Raw genomic sequence first — 258 nt, 5'->3', positions numbered from 1 at the left:
CATCCGTGATGAGTCACATCGATTTGCGATTGCCGGACATCGTAATAAACGCCAGAAAACACGTAACACCTCTACATTAGAATCTATCGCCGGAGTGGGTCCTAAGAGGCGTAAAGCCTTGTTGCAACATTTGGGTGGAATACAAGAAGTCAAAGGCGCTAGCGTGACTGAATTGACAAAAGTACCCGGAATTAGCTTAGAAATGGCACAAACAATCCATGATACATTGCGAGGGGGCTAAATTTAAGGCAAAATTGG

At 44.6% G+C, this 258-nt stretch carries 1 protein-coding gene; it reads left to right on the top strand.

Annotated elements, in window-relative coordinates; all coding sequences use genetic code 11:
- The coding region (locus AAEZ03_RS28010) for a helix-hairpin-helix domain-containing protein (RefSeq protein WP_350583196.1) at window positions 1-241 on the top strand (241 nt) is incomplete at its 5' end.
- Window positions 242-258 lie beyond the last annotated feature (17 nt).

The sequence above is a fragment of the Pseudomonas sp. HY2-MNA-CIBAN-0224 genome (assembly GCF_040310285.1).
Lineage (GTDB): Bacteria > Pseudomonadota > Gammaproteobacteria > Pseudomonadales > Pseudomonadaceae > Aquipseudomonas > Aquipseudomonas helleri.
Note: the sequence above shows the minus strand (reverse complement) of the source record. Positions and strands in the feature narration are given on the sequence as shown.